22 protein-coding genes are annotated in these 24,812 nt (G+C 68.8%); 13 read left to right on the top strand and 9 right to left on the bottom strand.

All coding sequences use genetic code 11. The annotated features are described in order from the left end of the window. Positions 1-32: 32 nt before the first annotated feature. Both ABZV58_RS00235 and ABZV58_RS00230 read right to left on the bottom strand, forming a co-directional pair. The gene (locus ABZV58_RS00235) at positions 33-1,391 is read right to left on the bottom strand and encodes a serine hydrolase (protein WP_354998007.1); all 1,359 of its coding nucleotides are present in this window, start codon (positions 1,389-1,391) and stop codon (positions 33-35) included. Between the two features lie 76 nt (positions 1,392-1,467). Next, the gene (locus ABZV58_RS00230; RefSeq protein ID WP_354998006.1) at positions 1,468-2,706 is read right to left on the bottom strand and encodes an APC family permease; all 1,239 of its coding nucleotides are present in this window, start codon (positions 2,704-2,706) and stop codon (positions 1,468-1,470) included. Positions 2,707-3,121: 415 nt separating this feature from the next. On the opposite strand from ABZV58_RS00230, the gene ABZV58_RS00225 reads away from it, so the two are divergent. Both ABZV58_RS00225 and ABZV58_RS00220 read left to right on the top strand, forming a co-directional pair. After that, positions 3,122-4,498, top strand: a complete 1,377-nt coding sequence (locus tag ABZV58_RS00225) for an ATP-binding protein (protein ID WP_354998005.1) — start codon at positions 3,122-3,124, stop codon at positions 4,496-4,498. A gap of 13 nt (positions 4,499-4,511) precedes the next feature. Then, the gene (locus ABZV58_RS00220) at positions 4,512-5,600 is read left to right on the top strand and encodes a tetratricopeptide repeat protein (RefSeq protein WP_354998004.1); all 1,089 of its coding nucleotides are present in this window, start codon (positions 4,512-4,514) and stop codon (positions 5,598-5,600) included. A 19-nt stretch (positions 5,601-5,619) separates the two neighbouring features. Here ABZV58_RS00220 and ABZV58_RS00215 read toward each other — a convergent pair whose 3' ends face one another. Continuing rightward, positions 5,620-6,237, bottom strand: coding sequence for a TetR family transcriptional regulator (locus tag ABZV58_RS00215; protein WP_354998003.1), 618 nt, complete (start codon positions 6,235-6,237; stop codon positions 5,620-5,622). Positions 6,238-6,408: 171 nt separating this feature from the next. Here ABZV58_RS00215 and ABZV58_RS00210 point away from each other — a divergent pair, with 171 nt between their 5' ends. The 6 genes from ABZV58_RS00210 to ABZV58_RS00185 all read left to right on the top strand — a co-directional run bounded on the left by ABZV58_RS00210 (position 6,409) and on the right by ABZV58_RS00185 (position 11,297). Then, the gene (locus tag ABZV58_RS00210) at positions 6,409-7,626 is read left to right on the top strand and encodes an alkane 1-monooxygenase (protein ID WP_354998002.1); all 1,218 of its coding nucleotides are present in this window, start codon (positions 6,409-6,411) and stop codon (positions 7,624-7,626) included. Further along, positions 7,626-7,811, top strand: a complete 186-nt coding sequence (locus ABZV58_RS00205) for a rubredoxin (RefSeq protein WP_354998001.1) — start codon at positions 7,626-7,628, stop codon at positions 7,809-7,811. Before ABZV58_RS00210 ends, ABZV58_RS00205 begins: the two co-directional genes overlap by 1 nt. After that, positions 7,808-7,993 (top strand): rubredoxin, encoded by a 186-nt coding sequence (locus ABZV58_RS00200; protein ID WP_097247683.1) that lies wholly within the window; start codon positions 7,808-7,810, stop codon positions 7,991-7,993. The genes ABZV58_RS00205 and ABZV58_RS00200 overlap by 4 nt, the downstream gene beginning before the upstream one ends. After that, entirely contained in the window at positions 7,990-9,219 is a 1,230-nt protein-coding gene (locus ABZV58_RS00195; RefSeq protein ID WP_354998000.1) for an FAD-dependent oxidoreductase, read from the top strand. Before ABZV58_RS00200 ends, ABZV58_RS00195 begins: the two co-directional genes overlap by 4 nt. 66 nt (positions 9,220-9,285) lie before the next feature. Next, complete coding sequence (locus ABZV58_RS00190; RefSeq protein WP_354997999.1) at positions 9,286-9,735, top strand: Fur family transcriptional regulator; 450 nt, start codon at positions 9,286-9,288, stop codon at positions 9,733-9,735. 71 nt (positions 9,736-9,806) lie between these two features. After that, the gene (locus ABZV58_RS00185; RefSeq protein WP_354997998.1) at positions 9,807-11,297 is read left to right on the top strand and encodes a catalase; all 1,491 of its coding nucleotides are present in this window, start codon (positions 9,807-9,809) and stop codon (positions 11,295-11,297) included. Positions 11,298-11,372: 75 nt separating this feature from the next. On the opposite strand, the gene ABZV58_RS00180 is transcribed toward ABZV58_RS00185, so the two are convergent. Continuing rightward, positions 11,373-12,110 (bottom strand): TetR/AcrR family transcriptional regulator, encoded by a 738-nt coding sequence (locus ABZV58_RS00180; protein ID WP_354997997.1) that lies wholly within the window; start codon positions 12,108-12,110, stop codon positions 11,373-11,375. Between the two features lie 155 nt (positions 12,111-12,265). On the opposite strand from ABZV58_RS00180, the gene ABZV58_RS00175 reads away from it, so the two are divergent. Beyond that, positions 12,266-13,819 (top strand): MFS transporter, encoded by a 1,554-nt coding sequence (locus ABZV58_RS00175; protein WP_354997996.1) that lies wholly within the window; start codon positions 12,266-12,268, stop codon positions 13,817-13,819. A 149-nt stretch (positions 13,820-13,968) separates the two neighbouring features. Here the strand turns inward: ABZV58_RS00175 and ABZV58_RS00170 are convergent, their stop codons facing one another. Beyond that, entirely contained in the window at positions 13,969-14,172 is a 204-nt protein-coding gene (locus ABZV58_RS00170; RefSeq protein WP_354997995.1) for a DUF397 domain-containing protein, read from the bottom strand. Beyond that, a complete protein-coding gene (locus ABZV58_RS00165; RefSeq protein ID WP_354997994.1) occupies positions 14,162-15,052 on the bottom strand; it encodes a helix-turn-helix transcriptional regulator in 891 nt (296 codons plus the stop codon). Before ABZV58_RS00165 ends, ABZV58_RS00170 begins: the two co-directional genes overlap by 11 nt. Before the next feature lie 271 nt (positions 15,053-15,323). Between ABZV58_RS00165 and ABZV58_RS00160 the strand changes: the two genes are divergently transcribed. The 4 genes from ABZV58_RS00160 (at position 15,324) to ABZV58_RS00145 (ending at position 17,994) form a co-directional block, all read left to right on the top strand. Continuing rightward, positions 15,324-15,803, top strand: coding sequence for a DNA-directed RNA polymerase subunit beta (locus ABZV58_RS00160; RefSeq protein ID WP_354997993.1), 480 nt, complete (start codon positions 15,324-15,326; stop codon positions 15,801-15,803). Positions 15,804-15,840: 37 nt separating this feature from the next. After that, entirely contained in the window at positions 15,841-16,059 is a 219-nt protein-coding gene (locus tag ABZV58_RS00155; RefSeq protein ID WP_354997992.1) for a hypothetical protein, read from the top strand. Positions 16,060-16,471: 412 nt separating this feature from the next. Further along, on the top strand, positions 16,472-16,963 hold the full coding sequence (locus tag ABZV58_RS00150; RefSeq protein WP_354997991.1) for a hypothetical protein: 492 nt from the start codon (positions 16,472-16,474) through the stop codon (positions 16,961-16,963). 422 nt (positions 16,964-17,385) lie between these two features. After that, positions 17,386-17,994 (top strand): arsenate reductase ArsC, encoded by a 609-nt coding sequence (locus ABZV58_RS00145; protein WP_354998977.1) that lies wholly within the window; start codon positions 17,386-17,388, stop codon positions 17,992-17,994. Between the two features lie 91 nt (positions 17,995-18,085). Here ABZV58_RS00145 and ABZV58_RS00140 read toward each other — a convergent pair whose 3' ends face one another. The 3 genes from ABZV58_RS00140 to uca all read right to left on the bottom strand — a co-directional run bounded on the left by ABZV58_RS00140 (position 18,086) and on the right by uca (position 24,804). Further along, positions 18,086-19,330 carry an FAD-dependent monooxygenase gene (locus tag ABZV58_RS00140; protein WP_354997990.1) on the bottom strand — a complete coding sequence of 415 codons (1,245 nt, stop codon included), beginning with the start codon at positions 19,328-19,330 and terminating at the stop codon, positions 18,086-18,088. A gap of 147 nt (positions 19,331-19,477) precedes the next feature. Further along, positions 19,478-21,205 (bottom strand): allophanate hydrolase, encoded by a 1,728-nt coding sequence (gene atzF, locus ABZV58_RS00135; protein WP_354997989.1) that lies wholly within the window; start codon positions 21,203-21,205, stop codon positions 19,478-19,480. After that, positions 21,202-24,804, bottom strand: a complete 3,603-nt coding sequence (uca, locus tag ABZV58_RS00130) for an urea carboxylase (RefSeq protein ID WP_354997988.1) — start codon at positions 24,802-24,804, stop codon at positions 21,202-21,204. Before uca ends, atzF begins: the two co-directional genes overlap by 4 nt. Positions 24,805-24,812 lie beyond the last annotated feature (8 nt).

The following is a 24,812-nucleotide window of genomic DNA, read 5'->3' as shown; positions in this document are numbered from 1 at the left end:
TGCCGCGCGAGGTACGGACGGTCTGTGGTCGGTCAGCGGATGCCGGGAGTGCGGGGATCGTGCCCGAGGCAGACGACGATGAAGCACCCGGGGGGGATATCCGCGAACGGAGGCGCGAGCTGGTAGTTCAAGCAGGAGAAGACATTGCAGCCCGGATACGCGGCCGGGCCGATGCCGAAGACCGCGAGCAGCAGGTCGGCGTCGACGAGGCGGCGCGGATCCAGGCGGATCGGCGGCTCGACGTACGGCCCGGGATCGGGGACGGGATTCTCGGGCATGGCGGCGAAGAGCATGCGAAAGAACTCGTACGGCAGTTCGTCGGTGTTCTGCAAGACGCCGGAAACGCCCTTGCTGCTGACGTTGCCGAAGACGCCGGTCCACATCACCATCAAATCGAGCGAGGGCAGCACGAAAACGTTCTGCAAACCCAGCCCGGCCATCATGTACATGTCGGGCGGCATGAACGCTGGCGATTCCGCGCAGTCGGGGCCGAGCCAGAAGAGGTAGCCGTAGCACGGGTTCGGCTGCGACGGCGTAAGCGCCATCCGGAGATACTCCTCGGACACGAGTTGTGCTGCGCCCCAACGTCCTTCGTTGCTCACCAGCAGGCCCAGCTTGGCGAGGTCGTTCGGCGGGATCATCAGATGCGCGTAGCCGTAGGTGTTTCCGGCGCGGTCCTTGGCCCAGTAGTAATCGGTGCGGAGGATGCCGAGCGGGTCGAACAGCTCGCGCTGCGCGAACTGCTGGAACGGCTCGCCGATGGCCAGTTCGATGACGAACGTCAGCAGGTCTACGTTGCGCTGGCTGTAGCTGAAGACGGTGCCCGGCGGATTGTCCAGCGGCACAGCGAGCGCCTGCACCGCGCTGTGTGGATCGATGGGGACGACTCCGGTGATGCCCTCGGTGAGCACGCCCACCGTCATGCCCGACGTCTCGGTGAGCAGGTCCTCGACCCGGATGGCGCGGTGCGCGGGATCGCCGAGCCCCGGGGGCAGGTACCTGTCGACCGGGGCGTTCAGGTCGAGCAGGCCACGATCCCACGCGATGCCCGCGAGCAGCGAGACCACACTCTTGGTCACACTCCAGACGTTCCACGCCACGTTGTCGGACTTCGCGTTCTTCAGCCCTTCGCCGACCAGGCAGTTGTGTCGAAAGACCTGGATGTTGAAGCGGTTTCGGCCACTGGCGAACTCCAATGCGGCGTCGAGCAGTTCGGCGTCGAACCCGGCTTGCTCCGGAGTCGCGCGTTGCGGCTCCCGACCGGAGCTGACCTCGCAGCGAACCTGTTTCGTGGTAGCGGCCGGAGCCGCCTGGGCCGTCGCGCCCGCAAGGCATCCCGCGACCAGCGAAACCGCCGCGATTCCGGCGAGGAATCCACAGAAACGCCCCATGGGCAAGAGGCTAGCGCGCCGGACCTTCGCATACGGGCCAACAGGCGGCGGCGCGCGGCACGAAAATCGCGGCGGCTCAGCGTGCCCGGCGCGGCACCGCGTAGAGCGCCGCGCCGAGTGCCAAGACGGCGAGTCCGACGAGCACCGACGCCGTCGGCAGCGCGGCCGCGACGACCACGCAGCCGAGCGCTCCCACCACCGGAATCCACCGCGCGGGGCGGTCCTCCGCCGCGGTCAGCGTCCCCGCCGAGACATTGGCGACGAGGTAGTAGACCAGCACGGTGAACGACGAGAACCCAATGGCCGCACGCAGATCGAAGCCCGCCGCGACAACGGCGACCACCGCGCCGACGACCAGCTCGGCCCGGTGTGGCACCCCGAAGCGGGGATGCACCGCGGCGAGGGCGTGCGGAAGATGGCGGTCGCGCGCCATGGCGAGCGTCGTGCGCGAGACGCCGAGAATCAGCGCGAGCAGTGAGCCCGCCGCCGCGACCACCGCGCCGATCCGCACCACCGGCGCCAGCGCGGGGGCGCCCGCTTCCGAAACCACTCGCGCCAAGGGGTCGGTCGCGTCCGCCAAGCCGGACGAGCCGAGCACCGCGAGTGCGGCGGCCGCGACAACGGCGTAGACCGCGAGCGCGATGACCAGCGCGATCACGATGGCGCGCGGAATGGTGCGGCGCGGCTCGCGCACCTCCTCGCCGAGGGTGGCGATTCGGGCGTAACCGGCGAACGCGAAGAAGAGCAGCCCGGCCGCCTCCAGCACGCCGCGCGGACCGATCCGGTCCGGCAGCGCCGTGGCGGCGGTGTGCGTGCCCGCCAGTCCGATCACCGCCACTATCGCGAGCACCGCGAGCACGATCGCGACGATGACGCGGGTGGCCAGCGCGGACTTCTGCACGCCGGTGTAGTTGATCGCGGTGATGGCGAGCACCGCCGCGACGGCGACCGCCTTGGCCTGCTCGGGCCACGCATAGTGGCCGACGGTGAGCGCCATCGCGGCGCACGAGGCCGTCTTGCCCGCAACGAATGCCCACCCGGCCAGGTATCCCCAGAACGGGCCGAGCCGTTCCCGGCCGTAGACGTACGTGCCGCCGGATACCGGGTAGCGCGCCGCGAGCCGCGCCGAGGACGTCGCGTTGCAGTACGCGAGCAACGCGGCGATGGCCAGCGCGAGCAGCAGCCAGGAGCCCGCGGCCGCCGCGGCGGGTGCGAGCGCGGCGAAGATCCCGGCGCCGATCATCGCGCCGAGACCGATCAGCACCGAGTCGGCCAATCCCAGCCGTCGGTGCAGTGCCGCGTCGCCTGAGGTCATGGCAGCATCTTGGACCATTTCGGTGAACGCGTCTCACCGACTTCGCGGCGGCGAGCGGTTCATCGATGGACTGTGCCGGGCAGCGCCGATATGCGAAACGCCGCCAGGTCGGGGGGTAACCTGGCGGCGCCGCGGCGAGTAGCGGGACGCCACGCCAGCATCCCGACTCGGGTGTCGACGTCCCACAAGCGCCTCTCGGCGAGTGGTCGCTCGAAGCGACGAAGGGTGCGGCCCGGGGCTGTCCGGACGCCGACGGTGAGCTACAACCGGCGCCCGACGGCAACTATTCCAGTGCCCAAATGTGTTGTGCGTCACGCTCGGTGCGCGGCGGGACGCGACCGGAGGACGCGAGGTTTCCGGGCGGTGACCGATTAGGATCAGCGGGGTATTCATGTGCTCGAACGGGGGAACCGCCGTGACCGATGATCCGGTGCTGGTCGAAATGCTTGCCGCGCTGGACCGAAGCCCCGATGTGCTCGCGCTGCGATTGCGGGTCATCGAACTGCTCGCCGAGCGCGGCCGCCACGCCGAGGCGCTCGCGCAGTGCGGCGCCGCGCTGACCCAGGAGCCAGGCAACGCACGGGCCGTGGAGCTGATGCAACAGTGCACCGCGGCGCTCGCGGGTGGCGCGGCTGCCACGCCGCACGCACCCAGCGCGCCTGGTTCCGATGTCACGGCGTCGAGCACGGCAGCGTCGGCTGGTTTCAATGCCGCTGCGCCCGATGGAGTTCCGAATGCGCTCGCCGACTCGTCACGCGATGGGCAAGTGCCGGACGTCGAACCCGCCGCGCCGTCGAACCCCGAATCGGTCGCGGACTACGACTGGGACGCCGCCGAGGACCAGGTTTCCGACATCATCGCCCCAGCCTTCATCGATCCGGGGCCAGCGGAATACGCCGCGTCCACCGACGCCGGGTTGTTCTCCCGCAGCCGGGTGACGCTCGCCGACGTCGGCGGCATGGACGAGGTCAAGCGCCAGCTCGACCTCACCCTGCTCGGCCCGCTGCGAAACCCGGAGCTGGCCAAGACATTCGGCACGTCCGCGCGCGGCGGCCTGCTGCTGTACGGCCCGCCCGGCTGCGGCAAGACTTTCATCGCCTCGGCGGTGGCGGGCGAGCTCGGCGCGAACTTCTATCCGATCGAGATCGCCGACATCCTCGACATCTACACCGGTTCCAGCGAACGGAACCTGCACAGCGTCTTCGAGGTGGCGCGGCGCAACGCGCCGTGCGTGCTCTTCCTGGACGAGGTGGACGCGCTCGGCCACAAGCGCAGCCAGATGTCGGGCAACTCGGCCATGCGCACCGTGGTGAATCAGCTGCTGAACGAGATGGATTCGGCCACCGTCGACAACGAGGGCGTCTACATCCTCGGCGCGACCAACCACCCGTGGGACATCGACGTCGCGCTGCGCAGGCCGGGCCGCTTCGACCGGATGATCCTGGTCGCGCTGCCGGATCCCGCCGCGCGCAAGGCGATTCTGCACTACCACCTGCGCGAGCGTCCGGTGGCGGGCATCGATCTCGGCGCGATCGCCGCGCGCACCGAAGGGTTCTCCGGCGCCGACCTCGCGCACGTGTGCACCTCGGCCACCCAGCTGGCGATGGCGGAATCGATCCGCACTGGCGCCGTCCGCCCGATCGGCATGGCCGACCTGGAGGCCGCGATGGCCCAGATCAAGCCGAGTGCGGGCGCGTGGTTCGAATCGGCGCGCAACGTGGTGGAATTCGCCAACGGCGACGGCAGCTACGACGAGCTCGCGATGTACATGAAGCGGATGAAGATGCGCTGAAAAGCCCTGCGGCATGACTGGTTTCGCCCACGAGGAGGTCGCGCGGGCCAAGGTGCTCATCGACCTCGGCCGGATCGAGGCGGCGCAGGCGAAGCTCGGCGCGGTGCTGGCGGGCGAACCCGACAACGCCGACGCGCTGATGTTGATGGGCTACGCCTGGTTCCGCACCGGCGAGTACGAGAAGTCCATCGGCTACAGCGCCGCCGCGCTGGCCGCGTTCCCCGACTACCAGTCCGCGCTGCGGGTGCTGGCGCTGGCCGAACAGGAACTGGCGCACCTGACCGAGCACGACCCGGCGGAACGGCAGCGGCACTACGATCGCGCGCTCGCCGCGGCCACCCGCAGCGCGGAACTCGACCCGGAGTACGTCGAGAACCTGCGCCTGCTCGCGGGGGTCCAGTCGGTGACGGACCCGGCCGCGGCGCTGGCGACCATCGACCGCGCGATCCAGATCGACCCCGACCACGCCGACCTGCACCGCGTCCGCGGTTCCATCCTGCGGCGCGGCGGCTCCTCCGCCGACGCGGAAGCGGCGCTGCGCGAAGCGCTTCGGCTGCAACCCGAGCACGTCGACGCCACCCAGGAACTCGCGCTGCTCGACCTGGACCGCGGCGATCGGGAAGCAGGGGAGCGGGGTCTGCGCCTTGTCGCCCAGTGGGATCCGAGCCGCGCCGATTTCGTGCGCGCCACCCTCGCTGCGGTGGACGAACAGGTCGAATCGCTGGTTCGGCCGGAGTCTGCGTCCCCGTACATGCCCGCGCCGCCCGAGGTGCGGTACCTGCCGGAGACGCCGCGTTCGAACTGGCGGATCTGGGTGTCGCTGGTGTTCGGCGCCTTCCTGGTGCTGCGGCTGATCTTCGCCGCGGCGGGCTCCAACCCCGAGACGGAACCCGCGCGCCGGTCGCCGACGCATCAGGTGCCGACAGACCGTTTCCCGGGACACATTCCCACGCCTTACTTTCCGCCTACCCCGCGACCGTGGCCGTCGGGCTTCCCGCCGACCCTGCATCCGTGGCCATCGGGCTTCCCCCGGCCCGGTCTCACGCCGCCACGACCGCCTGTTCAGCCGCCGCCGAGGACGGTCCCGCCCCGCGTGCCCTGAGCCGACGGATCGCGCTTGGTCAGGAAGCCGGAGCTCCGACCGGCGCGAACAACGCCCTGAGCACCGCGGCGACCTGGGCGACCGCGCGCTCGACCGGGCCCAGCGGCTGGAAGAGGTGGCTGAGGGTGAGCCGGATGACGATCTCCGTGCGCGTCGTGAGTTCGTCCTCGGACAGGTCGGCCAGGTCGTATCGCGCCCGCACTGCCGCGCCGACCGCGTCGAGCGCCCGGCCGAGAATCGGCTCGGGGTCGGTCATCAGCGTCGGCAGCAGCTCGGTGTTGGCGGTGGAACGCCCGGAAAGCACCGCCTTCAGCAGTGCGTTGTCGGAACCGGTGCGCAGCGTGAAGTCGACCGCGGCGGTCAGCCCCGCGGTCACGTCCGTCGGGTGCTCGGCGAGGCTGTCGGCGATACCGACCAGGAAGGTCTCCAGCTCCTGCTGGAGGACGAGGTCGGCGAGGTCCTGCTTGGTGCCGATCTCCTTGTAGAGCACCGGGCGGCTGACGCCGACCTCCTTGGCCACCCGCGACATGTTCACCGCGCCCCACCCCTCGGTGCAGACCAGCTCGCGCGCGGTCTCGATGACCCGTTCGCGCAGCAGTAACCGCATCTGGGACTGAAATCTCGGCGCTTCGGGCACGCAGTCCATCGTACACAGCACCCTTATTTGTCCGTGCTATTGACACTTGACGGCAAAGTGTATTCCAATTGGACACAGAGGCGCTATATGTAAAATGCTCCACACCACACAAGTTCGCCCGCGCCGACTCCGGCTTTCCGGGCAAGCGCGAGTTCTACGAGGAGACGAAGAATGACGACATCGCGATCGGAAGCGCAGGCACCGGCGCTGGAATGGCAGGATCGCAAGCGATATCTGTGGCTGTTCGGCCTGGTCGCGCCCACCGCCGTGTTTCTCGCGGCCTGGCTGGTCTGGATGTTCAACCAATTCGGGTTGCAGCCGGTGGCGCCGGTGTGGTGGTGGATCGGCCCGCTGCTCGTCTATGTGCTGCTGCCGCTCCTGGACCGCTTCTTCGGTCCCGACGGGCAGAACCCGCCCGACGAGGTGATGGAGCAGCTGGAGAACGACAAGTACTACCGGTACTGCACCTACGCCTACATCCCGCTGCAACTGCTGAGCCTGGTATTCGCCTGCTACCTGTGGACGGCGACCGACCTGTCCTGGCTCGGCATCGACGGTGGACTCGGCCTGATCTCCAAGATCGGCCTCGCGCTGAGCATCGGCACGATGGGCGGCGTCGGCATCAACACCGCGCACGAACTGGGCCACAAGAAGGACGAGCTCGAGCGCTGGCTGTCCAAGATCACCCTGGCCCAGACCTGGTACGGCCACTTCTACATCGAGCACAACCGCGGCCATCACGTGCGCGTCGCGACCCCCGAGGACCCGGCCAGCGCCCGTTTCGGCGAGACGTTCTGGGCCTTCCTGCCGCGCAGCGTGTGGGGCAGCCTGCGCTCGTCTTGGGAGTTGGAGAAGACGCGCCTGGCGCGAATGGGCAAGAGCCCGTGGACGATTCACAACGACGTGCTCAACGCCTGGCTGATGTCGGCGGTGCTGTGGGGCGCGCTGGTCGCGGTGTTCGGCCCGATCGTGCTGCCGTTCCTGATCATTCAGGCCGTCTACGGCTTCTCGCTGCTGGAGACCGTGAACTACCTGGAGCACTACGGCCTGCTGCGGCGGCGGACGCCGGGCGGTCGCTACGAGCGCTGCACCCCGGAGCACAGCTGGAACTCCGACCACATCGTCACCAACATCTTCCTGTACCACCTCCAGCGCCACAGCGACCACCACGCCAACCCGACCCGGCGCTACCAGACCCTGCGCAGCATGGACGGCGCCCCGAACCTGCCGAGCGGCTACGCCAGCATGATCACCCTGGCCTATCTGCCGCCGCTGTGGCGCAAGGTGATGGACGACCGGGTGCTCGCGCACTACGGCGGCGACATCACCCGGGTGAACATCCAGCCGAGCAAGCGCGACCGCGTGCTGGCGAAGTACGGGGTGCGGTGATGGCCGTCTACCGCTGCCCGATCTGCGAGTACGCCTACGACGAGAGCGCGGGCGCGCCCCGCGAGGGCTTTCCGCCGGGAACGTCGTGGTCCGCGGTGCCGGAGGACTGGTGCTGCCCCGACTGCGGCGTCCGGGAAAAGCCCGACTTCGAAAACCTGTCCCTCACAACCGGAGACTTGCGATGAACACCGATTACAAACTCTTCCAGTGCGTCCAGTGCGGCTTCGAATACGACGAGGCGCTCGGCTGGCCCGAAGACGGCATCGAGCCCGGTACCCGCTGGGACGACATTCCCGACGACTGGTCCTGCCCCGACTGCGGCGCGGCCAAAGCGGATTTCGAGATGGTCGAGGTCAGTCGCGCATGACCGAACAGATCGTGATCGTCGGCGCGGGCGTCGCCGGAGCAACGGCGGCCAAGACCCTGCGCGCCGAAGGGTTTTCGGGTCGCATCGTCCTGGTCGGCGCCGAGGACGGCCTGCCGTACCGGCGTCCCATGGTCTCGAAGGAACTGCTCGCGGGCACCGCGGTCGAGCGGAGGATGTTGCTCGAGTCGCCGGAATCCTGGCGGGACAAGGACATCGAGCTGCGCACCGGCGTCACGGTCGAAACCATCGACACCGAGCACGGACGGGTGGCATTGTCCGGCGGCGAAACGCTCGGCTACGACCGCTTGCTGCTGGCGACCGGCGCCCGCGCCCGCACCCTGCCCGCACCGCAGCGCAACGTGCACACCTTGCGCGGCGCCGCCGACATCGAACCGCTGCGCGCGGCGATCGACGCGGGTAGATCGCTGTTGATCGTCGGCGGCGGTCTGATCGGCTGCGAGGTCGCGGCGACGGCGCGTTCGCTCGGCGCCGAGGTGACCGTGGTGCACGCCGGTTCGGCCCCGCTCGACCGCGTCGCCCCGCCCTCGGTGGGCTCGTTCTATCGAAAACTGCACGCGGACAACGGCGTCGCGATCCTGGACGACGTGCGGCTGACCCGCGTCGAGGGTCACGAGAGCGGCGTGACGGCGACAGCGCACGACGGCCGCGAGTGGACGGCGGGTGTGGCGCTCGTCGCCATCGGCTCGGTCCCCGACACGGCTCTCGCGGAGGTGGCGGGGCTGTCGGTCGACGACGGCATCCTCGTCGACGAGCACTACCGCACCTCCGCGCCGGGAATCTACGCCGCGGGTGACGCGGCCAGGCGCTTCGACCCAGAACTCGGTGCTCACGAACGCACCGAACACTGGAACAGCGCGCTGGCGCAGGGCGCGGCCGCCGCGAGAGCAATGCTCGGCAAACCCGCTGTCCGCCAAGATGTCTCGTGGGGCTGGTCCACCCAGTACGGTCTGAACCTTCAGTTCGCCGGACGTCTGCGGCACGACGACGACTTCGTGCTGCGCGGCACGCTCGCCGAGCCGAACTTCACCGTCCTCGCGCTGCGCCATCGCCGCCTGGTCGGCGCGGTCGCCATCGCCCGTCCCTCGGACATCCGTGCCGCCCGCGAGCTGATCGGCCACGGTGCGGTCCTCGACCCGGTCGAGTGCTCCGACGTATCGGTGGACCTCACCGAACTCCTCGCCCGGCACCGCGCGGAGCGGCGCTGATCCTTCGATAAAATTGGAACAGATCATTTTCTTGACTCATTCCAGAAAAGCGTCCATGATGGGTTCATGCACACCAACCACACCGACCCTCGCGCCTTGCTGCGAGCGGCAGGCCTGCGGGTAACCGCCCCGCGGGTCGCGGTGCTGGACGCGGTCGCGGCCCGGCCGCATTCGGACGCCGACCGGGTGGCTGCCACGGTCCGGGAGGCCCTGGGCTCGGTGTCCACACAGGCCGTCTACGACGTGCTGAACGCCTGTGTGCGCGCCGGAATCCTGCGGCGGATCGAACCGGCGGGCTCGCCCGCGCGGTACGAGACCCGGATCGGCGACAACCACCATCACCTGGTGTGCCGGAGCTGCGGCACCGTCGTCGACGTCGACTGCGCCGTTGGCAGTGCCCCGTGCCTGCGACCGCTGAACGATCACGGTTTCGTCGTCGACGAGGCCGAGGTCGTGTTCTGGGGCTTGTGCCCGACCTGCGGCTCGCGGGAGCGGCAGCCCGACGCGGCGGACTGAGCTCCGCCCACCATGTCAGCCCGGGCCCGCCCATCCCCCGGGACGATGCTCATCTGCGAAGGAGGCTTCGAATGACCAAGCCGACAACCACGAACACCGGAATCCCGGTGGAGAGCGACAACGAATCGCTCACCGCCGGCGCGCAGGGACCGATCCTGCTGCACGACCACTACCTGATCGAGAAGCTCGCCCAGTTCAACAGGGAACGGGTGCCGGAGCGGATCGTGCACGCCAAGGGCTCGGGCGCCTACGGCGAGCTGGTCGTCACCAACGACGTCAGCGCCTACACCAAGGCCAAGCTGTTCCAGCCCGGCGCGCGCACCGAGTCGCTGGCCCGGTTCTCCACCGTCGCGGGCGAGCAGGGCAGTCCCGACACCTGGCGCGACCCGCGCGGTTTCGCGGTGAAGTTCTACACCGAGGACGGCAACTACGACCTCGTCGGCAACAACACCCCGATCTTCTTCATCAAGGACCCGATAAAGTTCCCGGACTTCATCCGCTCGCAGAAGCGTTTGCCGGGCAACGGACTTCGCGATCACAATATGCAGTGGGACTTCTGGACCCTGCGTCCGGAGACCGGGCACCAGGTCACCTGGCTGATGGGTGACCGCGGCATCCCGAAGACCTACCGGCACATGAACGGCTACGGTTCGCACACCTACCAGTGGATCAACGCCGCCGGTGAACGCTTCTGGGTGAAGTACCACTTCAAGACCGATCAGGGCATCGAATTCCTGACCCAGGCCGAGGCCGACCGGCTCGCGGGCGCGGACGCCGATTACCACCGCAAGGATCTGTGGGAGGCGATCGAGCGCGGCGAATTCCCGAGCTGGACCGTGTACGTGCAGGTCATGCCGGTGGCCGAGGCCGAGGGCTACCGCTTCAACCCGTTCGACCTGACCAAGGTGTGGTCGCACAAGGACTACCCGCTGATCGAGGTCGGCAAGTGGACGTTGAACCGGAACCCGGGCAACTACTTCGTCGACATCGAGCAGGCCGCGTTCGAGCCGTCGAATGTCGTTCCCGGCATCGGCTTCTCGCCGGACAAGATGCTGCTCGGCCGGGTGTTCGCCTACGCGGACGCGCACCGCTACCGCATCGGAACCAACTACGCGCAGCTGCCGCCGAACCGGGCGCGCGCGGCGGAGGTGAACTCCTACTCCAAGGAGGGCGCCATGCGCTACGACTACGACGACGCGAGTGTGCCGGTGTACGCGCCGAATTCGTTCGGCGGCCCGCACGCCGATCCGGAACGGGCGGGAGACGCCGGTATCTGGGACTTCGATCCGGCCATCGTGCGCGCCGGATACGTCCAGCACGCGGAGGACGGCGATTTCACCCAGGCGGGCACCCTCGTCCGCGAGGTGTACAACGACGAGCAGCGTGATCGATTGGTGGACAACATCGTTGGTCACGTTCTCGGCGGTGTCCGCGAGCCCGTGCTTTCCCGGGTGTTCGAGTACTGGAGGAACGTCGACGCGGATCTCGGCAAGCGCGTCGAGGAGGGCGTGCGCGCCGGTCTGAACGGCAACGGCTCCACCCCGCCGCCCGCGCAGGGCTGACTCGCAAGCGGCAAAGGTGCGCGCCGGCTACCGGTGCGCACCTTTCTCGTTCTACCGCAGCGATTCTCGGGCCGATCACGCTCGTTCGCGGAGCGCGGGATCCAGGCCGTCGAGAATCATCTCGATCTGCTTGACGAAAGTATCGGCGGGCATCCGCACCTCGGCGGCGTCCAGCCGAGACGCGTAGCGTTTGTGCATCCTCGGGTAGGGCCGGGACGCGGCCTCGCCCGCCGCCAGCATCTTCTCCAGCCAGTCCGCGGTGTCGAGCCCGCTGCGCCGAATCACCGCCAGTGAAGCGGCTTCCGCGGCGGTGACCCCGATGACGTAGCCGAACAGCACGTCCATCGCGTCGTCGGCTTGCTCCTCGTCGAACCCGGCGGACTCGAGCACCGTGAGCATGCCCTCGTTGGAGCGCATCATGTTCGGCCCTAGGTACAGGGTGCCGATCTCGCCGAAGACCGTCGCCAGCCACGGCTGGCGCAGGATCAGCCCACGCAATTCCGTCGCGAACTCCCGCATGGCCGCGCGCCAGCCGCCGGGGTGCGCCGGATCGGGAACGGTCAGCTCGCCGATGACCTTGTCGGCGGCCAGCTCGACGATCTCGTCCTTGTTGGCGACGTGTGTGTAGAGCGAGGTGGCCCCCGCGTTCAGTTTCGCGCCGAGCTTGCGCATGCTCAGCGCCTCGGTGCCCTCGCTGGCCAGCAGCTCGATCGCCGCGTCGACTATCTGCGCGCGGGTCAGCGCGGGCTGCTCGCGCTTGCGCCGCTGCGGTCGTGTCCATACGGACTGGATGTCCCCGTCGTCGGCTTCCACCTGCGTTCCTCCTCGGTCGTCCGGTCAGCCTATCCCGTGCTCGCACGGCGTTCGCGTGTATGGACGCCGTTCAGTTCTTGCGAACACTGTTCGGTGACCGTACAGTGTTCGGAAGAACGCACGCCGTACGGAACGGCTATTCGAAAGGGCTTCCGATGAAAACGACCGACCTCGCGGAGGCGACCGCGACCAGCCGCGACCCGCGGCGCTGGCTGATCCTGATCGTGTTGTGCCTGAGCACCCTGGTGCTGGTCATCGACAACATGGTGTTGAACGTGGCCATCCCGCAGATCGCCACCGACCTCGGCGCGAGCGCCCAGGACATCCAGTGGATCATCGACTCCTACATCCTGGTGTTCGCCGGGCTGCTGCTCACCTCGGGCAGCCTGTCCGACAAGTTCGGCCGCAGGCTGGTGATGATCATCGGCCTCGCATTGTTCGGCGCGGCCTCGGTCCTCGCGGCCTTCGCGACGACGCCCGAACTGCTGATCGCGGGCCGGGTGGTGATGGGCATCGGCGGCGCGCTCATCATGCCGAGCACTCTGTCGATCCTGATCACCGTCTTCGACGAGGACGAGCGGCCCAAGGCGATCGCGGCGTGGAGCGCGGTCGCGGTGGTCGGCATGGTCGGCGGACCGGTGACCGGCGGGCTGCTGCTCGATCACTTCTGGTGGGGTTCGGTGTTCGTGCTGAACGTGCCGGTCGTGGTGCTGGCGATCGTGGCCGCGATGGTGCTGATGCCGGAGTCGAAGGGCCCGTGGCGCAAGCCGGATCTGCCGGGCATGGTGCTGTCCATCGTCGGCATGACCGCGCTGGTCTGGACGATCATCATGGTTCCGACGCACGGCTTCACCGACAGCGGCACCCTTACCGCGGGTGCCGTCGCTGTGATCTGCTTGGCGGGCTTCGTGATTCGCGAACTGACCACCGATTCGCCGATGGTGCCGCTCGGGCTGTTCGGCAACCGGGACTTCACCGGATCGAGCTTCTCGCTGGTGCTGCTCACCTTCGCCAACGGCGGCCTGCTGCTCGCGCTCACCCAGTACTTGCAATTCGTGCTCGACTACACGCCGACCGAGACCGCCTTCGCGTTCACCCCGATGGCCGTGGCCGTGCTGGCGTTCAACGGACTCGGTGCCACCTTGGCGAGCAAGGTCGGCAACCGCAGCATCACCGCCGTCGGCCTCACCGTGACCGCCGCGGGCTTCGGACTGCTCACCCTGCTGGAGCCCACCTCGAGCTTCTGGCTGCCCGCGCTCGCGATGGCCGTCATGGGCAGCGGCTTCGGTCTGGCGATGCCCGCCACGATCGGCGCGCTGATGGGCGCGGTGCCCGGCGAGCACGCGGGCGTCGGCTCCGCGCTCAACGACACCATCCAGCAGGCAGGCGCGGCTCTCGGCGTCGCGGTGCTCGGCGCGGTGCTGTCGACCACCTACTCCGACGCGATGCCCGCCGACGCACCGGAATCCGGCCGCGAGTCCATCTCCGACGCGTTGGCCATCAGCACCGCCACCGGCGACACCGGCCTGGCCGCCGCCGCCCGAGACGCCTTCACCTCCGGCATGTCGACCACCTTCATCGTCGCCGCCTGCTCGGTCCTCTGCGCCGCCGCCCTGTCCCTGATCCTGCTGCGCGAACGCAAGCCGGACACCGACGCGGATGTCCTGGACTCGGACGAGTCCGCCGAGGTTCTCGCCGAATCACGCTGAGCGACGGCAGAACCGCGGAACAACGCCGAGCAGCCACGCCACCGACGAAAGTCGGCTCAGCAGAACCGCAGAAAGGTGCGCACCCGTACGGTGCGCACCTTTCGCGTTCTCGCAGTGCAGTTTTGCAACACCGCGCCGATGCCCGACTGTCAGGGGCGCTCGAATTCACCCTCCCGCACGCCCGCGGTGAAGGCATCCCACTCGCCGGGAGTGAAAACCAGTGCCGGGCCAGTCGGGTTCTTGCTATCGCGCACACCAACCGCGTCATCGACGAACGCGACCTCGACGCATTCCCCGCCCCCTTGGCTGTGGCTGCTCTTGAACCAGCGCGCCCTGGACAGGTCAACGTTCACGATCGTGCTCCCTTGCTATGTTCCGCAGGAGGTTCCTACTGCTCACGGCATCGAGGGCCGCGTCACTGATCCGATCGTACGACCGGATGAAGCTGGCTACATCCTCAGCCTTTTCCACATACAGGTTCCCTACGACCCCTTCGAGGAACACGACGGCGGGCTCGGTGGCAGCATCCGTCACTGCCGTCCCGAAGTCGAGAATTACGAACGGAGGCATGGAAACTCCGCTGGGGAAGCCCGCCTCGAAGGGCAATACCCGCAGCTCGATGTTCTCTCGGGTCGACATGTCCGCCAAGTGGCGGAGCTGGGTGGCCATCACGCCGCGACCACCGGCAACCCGCCGCAACGCTGCCTCGCCTACCACCACGTCGAGCGTTACCGGCTGGGTGCGGCGATTGACGATGTGCTGACGTTGCATCTTGATCTGGACGCGTCGATCCCACTCCGCCGCCGTGTCATCGGGCCAAATCTGGCTGACCAACGCACGGTCGTAGTCGGCTGTCTGAAGCAGCCCGGGCACGAGATCCGGTTGGTAGGAGATCAGTTTGGTAGCAGCGGCTTCCAGGCCCACGTAGACATCGAAGTCCTTTGGGATCAGGTCGCCGTACTGGTGCCACCAGTTCTTCGCGGCTGCTTGCTGGGCAAGCCCCACAAGAGCTTCCGTGAGGTCGTCCGGTGTTCCGTACAACTCACAAGCGGCTCGAATGTCACGCGTCTTGATTCGTGAGTTCTGCCCCTTCTCCAACCGCTGAAGGCTCGTCGCCCCCATTTCGAGCAGTCCCGCCGCTTTCGCCTGTGTCAAACCGGCCCGCGTGCGCCACTCCGTCAGGTACCGCCCCAGCTGACGCCGGGGCAAAGTCGACCCAGTCTTCTCGGTCACCGAAAGCCCTCCCTTAGCGGTTCGCCCGTTGCGGGTGAACAGTCCCACCCGTTTCGGGTAAAGGCTCTCACCTGCGACGGAGATGAACCAGGGCTTTTGGAAAACCTGCTTCGGAGTACCCGATTCGGAGTACCGCTCAGTCGGCGATCGAGTGTCATAGGTGCGCGTCCGGAAGGGGGCCGACTGCACGGCCTTCGTCCCGAGCCGGGGATGTGAAATCGCTCGGGCCGGGCGCACCCCAACTCTTCGACGTGAGCAGAGGTCTAAACGCATGGACCAGACGGCTTTCGGGGACACGCCCGCGTCCCGCTGCATGTACTACCGGCGGGTGTGCGATCTGCCCGCCGTGCTCGACCCGCCCGCGCTCGGGCGCATCGTCGTCACCGCGTCGTACGTGGGGGCGTTGATCGTGCCCGCGCGCTTGGGGCAGGCGGTGAAAACCCAGATGCGCCAACGCGGGAACGGGGTGGGTCCGGTGCTGTCGCATCCGCGTTCGAAGCGCTGGTCGTTCCTGATCCGGCCCGATCTGCCCGACGACGTACGCCTGTTCGCGGAGATGTTCCGGCTGGACGTGTCCGTGGTGCGTACCGGCGGAACGATCGCATTGCCCTCACCGGCCGACGAGTGCGCGATGTTCCGGTGCTGGGTCGAGCTTCCGCGCTCGCGGTTCCGGCCGTCCGGGCTGGTCGTGGTCGATGCGATCCGGCGTGCGCGGGACAGGCCGGGCGTTGGGCCGTTCCGGATGGCGTGAGCGTGGGCAGCTGGACAGCGTCGGGTGGCGAAAAACCTTGAGTAGCAACGGTTCTCCGCTGCCGAGCGAACCGGACGTCGTGCTGAGCGTGTTTCTGCACGGTGCGCACTTCCAGTTCGCCGCGTGTCTCACGGCCGCGTTGTTGTTCGTGCAGGAACACCAGGCCCGGCATTACGTGGACGCGGTCACGGTGCGGCTGGCGGATACCGCCGGCCTACCGCGCCTGCCGTGCGAACGCCTGTATCTGGGGCCGTGAGCCCGAACCGTCGTGCCGAACGGAGGTCCGGCCCGAGGGCGCGAGCGTTCTGGGCATCGGGCGCCGCGAGCGGTGTGCCCGGAGCGGGGCTCCGGTTCGCCGACGGGCGGCGGATCGACTCCGAGGTAGACCTGGCCGGGTAGACGGCCAGGTTGCGTTTCACTACAGGAGACCCCACCAGTACAGCACTGCGGCAAGGATCCAGACCACCACGGTTTCCATCGTCGCTCCAATCATCGATCGCAACGATTCCATCATCGCTCGCGCGGCGGGGAAGTGTTAGCAAATCCGGATCTACCAGGCATTTCTCCCATACAAGGTGTTCTTAAGTGCGCGGCAAGACGCGGGCCGCATTGTTTGTGTCAACACCGGTTCGACCGGAACCCCGGACCTCACGAAGGACGCACAGACGATGATCGGCAAGCTGACCACCGCCCTCGCTCTCTCCGCCACCAGCGCCGCGCTCGTGTTCGGCGCGGGCGCCGCCTCGGCCGACACCGGCGTCCCCGGCGTCGCGCTCACCGGTCAGGCGACCTGCACGCACAAGGACGACCGGATCGAGATCGAGATCGCCGCCCCGATCGTCTACGCGCAGCCCGGCTACCGTCCCGGCGAGCACCAGCAGATCCGGTACCGCACCGTCGTCTACGACACCGCCCAGCACACGCTGGCCAGCGCGGGGGAGTGGGAGAAGGGCAAGGCCACCGACACCAAGCCCGCCGAGATGGACGACACCAAGGTCAAGGTGCTGCGCAACGACCCGAACGCCTACCAGGTGGTGCAGCAGATCGAGTGGCTGGCGCCGGACGGGGAGAACCCGGTCGCCAGCGCCGACCTCGCCGCCACCGGATACCTGATCAAGGACGGCCGTACCGAACTCGGCACGTTCGAGTACTGCCAGTAACCAGGGGGAAGGGGGGAACACGCCACCACCGGGGGTGGGGAACCGGGCGCGACCTGTCCAACGAGGGGTGGACAGGTCGGGCCCCGGATACAACCCGGCCGGGTCGGTCCACGAGGGGTGACCGACCCGGCCGGATCTCCTCCGGCGGCGCCATCGACGGCTCTTCCTGGAGCTGGTGGGCGAAGGAGGATCGCCCCCTGCCGAAGGTAACCGTCCGGTCGCAGGCCTGGAGTCCCACCCGAAGGTATGGGCGGGCCGGTTCACGAGGGGTAACCGGCCCGCCCCATCGTTGTCACTTCGGTGAATCGCGTTCACGGTAAGTTCGTTTGCGGCGTCGAACGCGCGGCTGTCAGTCTGGATGGATGGAACGATCGGTCACCCCGACCGGGCCTGCCTATCGCCTGCTGGCCCTCGATCACGAGATGCAGTTGAGCGCCGCCGAAAAGCGGCTGCTCGACGAGTTCGTCACCATCTTCGAGCCCGAAACCGTTGTGGGCTACTTGTTTTCGTCGTACGAGGCGTTCAGCGCGCGGGCCACGGTGACGCTGTACCTGCCGACCCTCGCGGAGAAGTTCGCCCGCCAGCAACTGGAAGCCAGGGCGAAGCTGGAAGGCAAAGTGGCGCAAGCCCGTCCGACCGTCTTGTTCTTGTGCACCCACAACGCGGGCCGTTCCCAGATCGCCCTCGGCTTCTTCACCCATCTCGCTCGCGGCCGCGCGGTGGCTTGGTCGGGCGGCTCGGAGCCGAGTTCCCGGCTCAATCCGGCCGCTGTCGCCGCGATGGCCGAGGTCGGCATCGACATCTCGGGGGAGTATCCGAAACCGTGGACCGAGGAGATCGTTCGCGCCGCCGACGTCATCGTGACGATGGGCTGTGGGGACACCTGCCCGCTGGTGCCGGGCCCGCGCTACGTGGAATGGATCATCGAGGACCCGGCCGGATTGGAGCTCGAGGAGGTGCGGCCCATCCGGGACGACGTGGGGCAGCGGGTCGAGGGTCTGCTCGCGGAACTCGGTGTGCCGGTCCGCTAGGCCTACCTCCACCTTCGCTCCGGCCGTGCGCGGGCGATCGACGGACTGCGTCGTTCGTGCGTACCTCCGCCTTCGCTTCGGCCATGGGCCGCTACGGACGGACTGCGTCCGGCTGCGCAGCGTAATCGGGCAGATCGTAGGACTCGGTGGCGGTGAGCATCCGCATCATCAGCGGCTTCATCACCTTGGCGGTCATCAACCGCGCCACCGCGCGCCCCGCGCGGATGCCGAGCCGGGTCTTCGGAGTCATCGCACGCAGACCACCGGGCGGCAGCTCCTGTGCCTTGGCGACGAAGGGGCGCAGCACCTCCTCGTAGCGGACCAGTGCGCGCTCCGGATCGTCTGCGCGCGAGGCGATTTCACCGGCGAGCACGTACGCGCCCACCAGCGCCATGGCGGTGCCCTGCCCGGTCAGCGGTGAGCCGCAGTAGCCGGCGTCACCGAGCAGGGCGACGCGGCCGCGGATCCAGCTCGGCATGTCGATGCGGGCCAGTTCGTCGAAGTAGAAGTCCTCGGCCTCGGCCATCGCGGCGCAGATGGCGGCCGAATGCCAACCGCCGCCCGCGAGTCGCTCCCTGATCAGTCGCTGTTGCGCCGCACCATCTCGGCGCAGCGCCGGATCGGCGGCGCCGCGCAGTATGACGATCGCCTTGCAGGTCGCGGGGTCGGCGTCCGGTCGCAGTCCGATGCCGGTCGCGCCGACCAGTGAATGCATCGAGAACCAGTGCGGCTCGGTGTTTTCCGGCGTCGGCATGGTGAAGAACGACATGTACCCGCCCAGGTAGGTCGCGAAGTCCTGCTCCGGCCCGAACACCAACCGCCTTGTCGCGGAATGCAATCCGTCGGCGCCGATCAGGATGTCGAAGCGCTCGACGGCGCCCGAGGCGAAGGTGACGTCGACTCCCGCCGCGTCCTGCACGATCTCGGTGATCCACTCGCCGTAGCGGTAGTCGACACCGCCCGCCTCCGCCAGCGCGTCGAGCAGGACCTGATTGAGATCGCCCCTGGTGATCTCGATTTCGGCGACACCGCCCTTGCCGTCGAACAACTCGGCGGGCACGCGCAGTTCCTCGCGGCCCGTGTGGTCGAGGTAGAGCATGCCGCGTTCATCCAGCTGGCGGGCCTGAATGCCCGGCAGCAGTCCCATTCGCTCGGCGACCTCGCGGCTCGGTCCGCGCAGGTCGACCGCCTGCCCGCCGGGGCGCGGCGCGTCCGCCCGCTCGACGACGGTGGCGCGAATGCCCGCGCGGAGCAGTTGCAGCGCAACGGCATTGCCGCCGATGCCGCCGCCGCTGATCAGCACGCGGAGGGAGTTGGTGGTGGGGGTGATGCTCATGTCGGCGCTCCTGGTTCGAATGTCTTAGACAAATGTCTAACAGAGAAGTTGCACATTTGTCTAGTACAAATGTCTGAACGCCCGAAAGCGAAGACGCCGATGGCCCGGCAGCGGGTCTGCTGCCGGGCCATCGGGAGGAGCGCGCGATCAGTTCGCGGCGTTCAGATACGCCTTCCAGCCGCCGAACTCGGTGATGTCGGTGGCGGTCAGTGCCGCGTCGTAGGTGCACGCGAAACCGACCACGGACCGTCCGTCGGCGAGTTCGATGCTGGTCAACGCCATGGGCGGGGGCAGTTCCGCCAGGAAGCCGCCGAGCCCGGCGCGCGAGACGGTGAACAACTCGCCGAGGATCGGCGCGCCGAGGCCCGCGCCGTGCCGGACCAGTCCCGGCTTGGCGGGGACGGTGTCGAGTGCGGTCAGCCGATAGGCATCGGTGGTGTGGATCTCTCCGGCGAACCGGGCGCCGATCCGCTCGAGCTGCCAGTGCAGCGGTTGCCCGCGCAGGTGCGCGCCGAACACGGCGAGCTGCACCCCGCCCTCGACCAGCAGCGGTGCGTGCGCGAGTCCGCCGAGGCGGGCGGCGATGTCGATCGCGACCTGATCGCCGAAGGCCGGCGTCACCACCATCACCCCGAAGGGAGTGCCCGCGGCGGTCGGTTGGCCGGGAACGGCGACGGCCGCCATGTCCAGCAGGTTGCAGAAGTTGGTGTAGGTCCCCAAGCGGCGGTTGATGCCGATCGGATCCGCCTGCACCGCAGCGATACTCGGGTGTTCGGTGGTGGTCGGGAGCAGCAGTGCGTCGCAGTCGCGAAGCAGTAGCGCGGCTCTCGCTCGCGTGCGCGTCAGCGCGTCGAGATCGGCGGCGAAAGCGGGGCCGGTGGTGGACTCGGCCGCGCCGATGATGGCCGCCACCGTGGGATCCGCGCCCGCCGGACCGGTCGCCAGGAATTGCCCCACGGCGGCATAGCGTTCCGCGACGATCGCGCCGTCGTACAGCAGCAGCGCCGCCTCGAGCAGCGGCGAGATGTCCAGTTCGACCGTCTCGATGCCGGAACCAGCCACGGCGGCAACGGTTCTGGCGAAGGCGTCGCGGTATTCGTCGCTCAGGGCGGCAAGGTCGGCGGCTCGCGGCACCGCGACACGCGGGGTCTGCGGCGCGGCGAGCCGCACATCCGCGGGCCAGTCGCGGCTGCGCGGATCGTCCGCTTCGGGACCCGCCATCACGGCCGCCGCGGCGACCGCCCGGTCGAGATCCGCGGCGAACACCGTGACGGCGTCGTAGTCCGCGCAGGCCGGGACTACGCCGTGCGCCGGGATGATTCCCAGGGTGGCCTTGATGCCGACGATGCCGTGCAGCGCGGCGGGCACCCGGCCCGACCCGGCCGTGTCGGTGCCGACGCCGATGTCGACGAGGCCGAGCGCGACCGCGACCGCCGAACCCGAGGACGAGCCGCCGGAGATCAGCTCGGGATGCTCGGCATGCCGCACCGCGCCGTACGGGCTCCTGGTGCCGACCAGGCCGGTGGCGAACTGGTCCAGGTTCGTCTTGCCGAGCACGATGGCGCCGGCCGCTTGGAGTCGGGCTACGGATACCGCGGTAAGCGTTGCGGCATAAGCGAATTCGGGACAGGCTGCGGTGGTGGGCAGTCCCGCCACGTCGATGTTGTCCTTGACCGCCACGAGCTGCCCGGCCAGCGATAATGTCTCGCCTGCCGCCAGCCGACATTCCACTTCGGCGGCGTCGGCGGCGGTCTCGTGCTCGGGGCGCAGCGTGATCCACACTTCGGGGCGGTCCACCTCGGCGATGCGCCGATACGCGGCCGCGACCCGCGCGGTGGGCGAATCCTGCTGGATGCCAACGACGCCTGCGGTCATTCGTCCACTCCGATCACTGCTAGCGGGGTACCCGGGGCCACCTTGGCGCCGGGCGCGGTCAGCACCCTGAGCACCGTGCCAGCGCCCGGGCTGTGCACGGGCAGCTCCAGCTTCATGGCTTCCAGGATGGCGACCGGCGCGCCTGCGTCGAGCCGCTGCCCTTCCTCGACCTCGACCCGCCACACATTGCCGATCATCGGCGCTGTCACGATGGCCGCGTCGGCGGGCAGCCCGGCCAACGGGTCCGTCACGGATTCGGGCTCCTCCGGTTCCGTTGTCGTACGCTCGAACTCGCCCGCCGCGTGCCACGCCCGCTTCTCGGCTTCGAACGCTGCCGTCTGCTTGGCCTCGAATTCCGCGATGGATTCCGCGTTCTCGGCGAGCAATCGCAGATGATCGGCAAGCGCGAAGGTTCCTTCGCTCACCTCGGCGTCGAACCGGCCCGCGGCCGCCGCCGCGCGATGCTCGAGCAGCTCCTCGGGACTCACCGGCTCCCAGACGATGCGGTCGAAGAACCGGAACAGCCACGGGGTCCCCGGCTCGAAGGGCGCGGACTGCCGATAGCTGGACCAGATCGGCACGGTCCGGCCGATCAGCTGGTAGCCGCCGGGGGATGCCATGCCGTACACGCACAGGTACTTGCCGCCGATGCCGACCGCGTCGGAGGGGGTCCAGGTGCGCGCCGGGTTGTACTTGGTGGTCACCAGGCGGTGTCGCGGATCGAGCGGAACCGCGAGCGGCGCACCCAGATACACGTCGCCGAGGCCGAGCACCAGGTACTCGGCGTCGAACACGGTGTCGCGCACTTGCTCGACGCTGTCGAGACCGTTGATGCGCCTGATGAATTCGACGTTCGACGGAAGCCACGGCGCGGTGTCGCGGACGCCGCTGCGGTAGCGGTCGATCGCTTCGGCGATGGAGGGGTCGTCGAAGGAGAGCGGCAGCCGGATGGTGCGGCTCGGCACCGCGAGATCGTGCGTGGCGGGCAGCTCCGATTCCAGCTCGACCAGCGTGCCCAGCAACCGGTGCTGAGCAAGCACGTCGGGGTCGAAGTGGATGTGCAGCGAACGGACGCCCGGGGTCACGTCCACGATGCCGGGCAGACCGGCCGCGGCCAACGCCTCGGCGAGTGCGTGCACCCGCATGCGCAGACCGAGATCCAGCACCATCTCGCCGTATTCGACGAGGATGTTGTCGTCGCCGCCGCGCAGATACGCCACCGGCGGTCGCTCGTCGTCCCCGGCTGCCGAGCCGAGGACGCCGCGATCGCCGAGTGCGTCGCTGGTGGCGGCGACCGTCGCCGTCGCGCGCCGGTTGTCGGAACGGCGCAGCGCGGTGGCCTCGGCGTCGTCGACCGGCACGAACCGGACCGTGTCGCCGGGACGGAGCTGGCCGAGTTTCCACCGGTGCGCCGAGATCACGGTGATCGGGCAGGCGAAACCGCCGAGGCTCGGTCCGTCCGGGCCCAGCAGGATAGGGGTGTCGCCCGAGACGTTGAGCGCGCCGACGCTGTAGGGGTTGTCGTGCAGGTTCGACGGGTGCAGGCCGGCATCGCCGCCGTCGGCCCGCGACCAGCTCGGCTTGGGGCCCTCGAGGCGGATGCCGGTGCGATTGGCGTGGCTGCCGACCCGCCACGGGTGCGCCGCGAACTGCTCCATGTCCGCGTCGGTGAAGTAGGCGGGGGCGGTCTGCGGGCCGATGCCGACGGCCAGCTGCCACTCGTGGGTGAACTCGGGGCGGGTCGGAGCGGGAGCCGGTTCGGTGAGTCCCGCGCGGTCGGCGACGATGTGCAGAACCTCCCCCGTCGCAACGGCTTTGCCCGTGGTGCCGCCGAATCCGCCGAGGGTGAACGTGGACGCGCTGCCGTGGTAGAGCGGGGCGTCGAGGCCGCCGCGCACGGCGAGATAGGTGCGTAGGCCCGCGTCGTTCGGTGCGCCGATGTCCAGCACCGAACCGGCGGGGAGCGTGATCGGTTCCCACATCGGTGCGGCCTCGTCGTCGACGGTGATCGGTGCGTCCGCGCCGGTTACGCAGACCACGGTGGTGGTGGCGAAGCGCAGTCTCGGGCCTTGCAGCGTGCACTCCAGGGCTGGCACGCCCGGCGGGTTGCCGACGGCGGCGTTGGCCAGGGCGAACGAGAGGTCGTCCATCGGGCCGGACGGCGGGATTCCGACCTCCCACAAACCGAGGCGGCCGGGGTGATCCTGGATGGTGGTCATGGTGCCGCCGCGCAGCACGTCGATGCGTGGTGCGATGGGTTGGATGTCGGCGAGCGTGCCCGTGACGTGGGACGCCGAGCGGACGAGCGAACCCGTTGCCGCGGCGTGCAATTGGGCGATATTCGTCTGGACACCGTGGATTCGGGTCTCGGCGAGGGCGTCGGCCAGTTCGGTGAAGGCCGCGTCGCGAGTGGGACCGGCGGCGATCACCTTGGCCAGCAGGGGGTCGTAGTACGGGCTCACCTCGGTGCCGGTGTCCACCCAAGTGTCGACGCGCACGTCGGCGGGGAATTCGGCCGCCGTGATCAGTCCGGCGCTCGGCCGGTAGTCCTGACCGGGATCCTCGGCGTAGACGCGGGCCTCGACGGCCCAACCCGACTGTGCCGGACCGGCTTCCGGCAGACCGTCGAGCATCGTGGCATCACCGCCCGCGAGCCGCAGCATCCATTCGACCAGGTCGACGCCGGTGATCGCCTCGGTCACCGGGTGTTCCACCTGGAGCCTGGTGTTCATCTCCAGGAACGAGGCTTCGCCGCGTTCGGCGTCGTAGACGAATTCCACCGTGCCCGCCGAGCGGTAGCCGACCGACTCGGCCAATGCTCTCGATGCGGAGAGCAATTGGTCGGTCAGCTCCGCGCTGAGGCCGGGTGCGGGCGCTTCCTCGATCACCTTCTGATTGCGGCGTTGCAGGGAGCAGTCCCTGGTGCCGAGGCTGACCACTCTGCCGTGCCCGTCGCCGAAGAGTTGCACCTCGACGTGCCTCGCGCGGGCGACGAAACGCTCCAGAAAGACGCCTGTCGAGGAGAAGTTCGTCGCGGCGAGGCGCTGGACGCGCAGGTATGCCGCGCGGAGTTCCTCCGCGGTGAGACAGCTCTGCATACCGATACCGCCACCGCCGCCGACTGCCTTGAGCATGACCGGAAAACCGATCCGCTCGGCCTCGGCCACCGCGTGATCGGCCGAATCCAGCAGGCCGCTACCGGGAATCAACGGCACGCCGACGCGTTTCGCGGCCTCGCGCGCGGTGTGCTTGTCGCCGAAGATCCGCAGCTGCTCCGGCGTCGGGCCGACGAACGCGATGCCAGCATCGGCTACCGCGGCGGCGAAATCCGCATTCTCCGAAAGGAATCCGTATCCCGGGTGGATCGCGCCCGCACCGGTCGCGAGCGCCGCCTCGATCACCAGGTCGGCGCGCAGATACGACTCGGCGGCCTGCGCCGGGCCGAGCCGGACCGCGGCGTCGGCGGCCGCCACATGCGGCGCGGCGGCGTCGGCGTCGGAGTAGACGGCGACGGTCTTCAGGCCAAGCGCCTTCGCGGTGCGCAGCACCCGGCCCGCGATCTCGCCGCGATTCGCGACGAGCACAGTATCGAACTCCACCGTGCACT

It is taken from the genome of Nocardia sp. NPDC004654 (assembly GCF_040609595.1).
In the GTDB taxonomy this organism is placed as follows: domain Bacteria; phylum Actinomycetota; class Actinomycetes; order Mycobacteriales; family Mycobacteriaceae; genus Nocardia.
The sequence above is the reverse complement of the archived record's forward strand: the minus strand, read 5'-3'. Positions and strand labels throughout refer to the sequence as shown.

Bases quoted from the DNA above. Each gene is read 5' to 3' on its own strand.
- ABZV58_RS00185 (WP_354997998.1), top strand. From the start codon at position 9,807: ATGACCAAGCCGACAACCACGAACACCGGAATCCCGGTGGAGAGCGAC.
- ABZV58_RS00235 (WP_354998007.1), bottom strand. From the start codon at position 1,391: ATGGGGCGTTTCTGTGGATTCCTCGCCGGAATCGCGGCGGTTTCGCTG.
- ABZV58_RS00230 (WP_354998006.1), bottom strand. From the start codon at position 2,706: ATGACCTCAGGCGACGCGGCACTGCACCGACGGCTGGGATTGGCCGAC.
- ABZV58_RS00175 (WP_354997996.1), top strand. From the start codon at position 12,266: ATGAAAACGACCGACCTCGCGGAGGCGACCGCGACCAGCCGCGACCCG.
- ABZV58_RS00195 (WP_354998000.1), top strand. From the start codon at position 7,990: ATGACCGAACAGATCGTGATCGTCGGCGCGGGCGTCGCCGGAGCAACG.
- ABZV58_RS00160 (WP_354997993.1), top strand. From the start codon at position 15,324: ATGGACCAGACGGCTTTCGGGGACACGCCCGCGTCCCGCTGCATGTAC.
- ABZV58_RS00220 (WP_354998004.1), top strand. From the start codon at position 4,512: ATGACTGGTTTCGCCCACGAGGAGGTCGCGCGGGCCAAGGTGCTCATC.
- ABZV58_RS00210 (WP_354998002.1), top strand. From the start codon at position 6,409: ATGACGACATCGCGATCGGAAGCGCAGGCACCGGCGCTGGAATGGCAG.
- ABZV58_RS00145 (WP_354998977.1), top strand. From the start codon at position 17,386: ATGCAGTTGAGCGCCGCCGAAAAGCGGCTGCTCGACGAGTTCGTCACC.
- ABZV58_RS00140 (WP_354997990.1), bottom strand. From the start codon at position 19,330: ATGAGCATCACCCCCACCACCAACTCCCTCCGCGTGCTGATCAGCGGC.
- ABZV58_RS00200 (WP_097247683.1), top strand. From the start codon at position 7,808: ATGAACACCGATTACAAACTCTTCCAGTGCGTCCAGTGCGGCTTCGAA.
- ABZV58_RS00150 (WP_354997991.1), top strand. From the start codon at position 16,472: ATGATCGGCAAGCTGACCACCGCCCTCGCTCTCTCCGCCACCAGCGCC.
- ABZV58_RS00190 (WP_354997999.1), top strand. From the start codon at position 9,286: ATGCACACCAACCACACCGACCCTCGCGCCTTGCTGCGAGCGGCAGGC.
- ABZV58_RS00205 (WP_354998001.1), top strand. From the start codon at position 7,626: ATGGCCGTCTACCGCTGCCCGATCTGCGAGTACGCCTACGACGAGAGC.
- atzF (WP_354997989.1), bottom strand. From the start codon at position 21,205: ATGACCGCAGGCGTCGTTGGCATCCAGCAGGATTCGCCCACCGCGCGG.